This window comes from Citrobacter sp. Cpo030 (assembly GCF_030333005.1).
Taxonomy (GTDB): domain Bacteria; phylum Pseudomonadota; class Gammaproteobacteria; order Enterobacterales; family Enterobacteriaceae; genus Citrobacter; species Citrobacter portucalensis.
The window spans coordinates 1-268 of the sequence record NZ_JAOWGT010000003.1 but is presented as its reverse complement, the minus strand read 5'-3'; the positions used below and the strand labels follow the sequence as shown (position 1 = coordinate 268).

Below are 268 nucleotides of genomic sequence, written 5' to 3'. Positions count from 1 at the left end.
GCTTGTAGCTCAGGTGGTTAGAGCGCACCCCTGATAAGGGTGAGGTCGGTGGTTCAAGTCCACTCAGGCCTACCAAATTCGCCTCCGTGCTGTGTTACGGCGATGCTCGCATACTTCAGTATGCTTCGCACCACCGCGCCTTGCCCGGAAACGAATTAGGGTACAGAGATTAGCATTTACGATGGGGTTATAGCTCAGCTGGGAGAGCGCCTGCCTTGCACGCAGGAGGTCTGCGGTTCGATCCCGCATAGCTCCACCATCCTTACTG

The 268-nt window shown here is 56.3% G+C and carries 1 tRNA gene; it reads left to right on the top strand.

Going from position 1 to position 268, the window contains the following annotated elements:
• Nucleotides 1-183: 183 nt before the first annotated feature.
• Nucleotides 184-259, top strand: a tRNA-Ala gene (locus OGY37_RS00010).
• The last annotated feature ends 9 nt before the right edge of the window (nucleotides 260-268 follow it).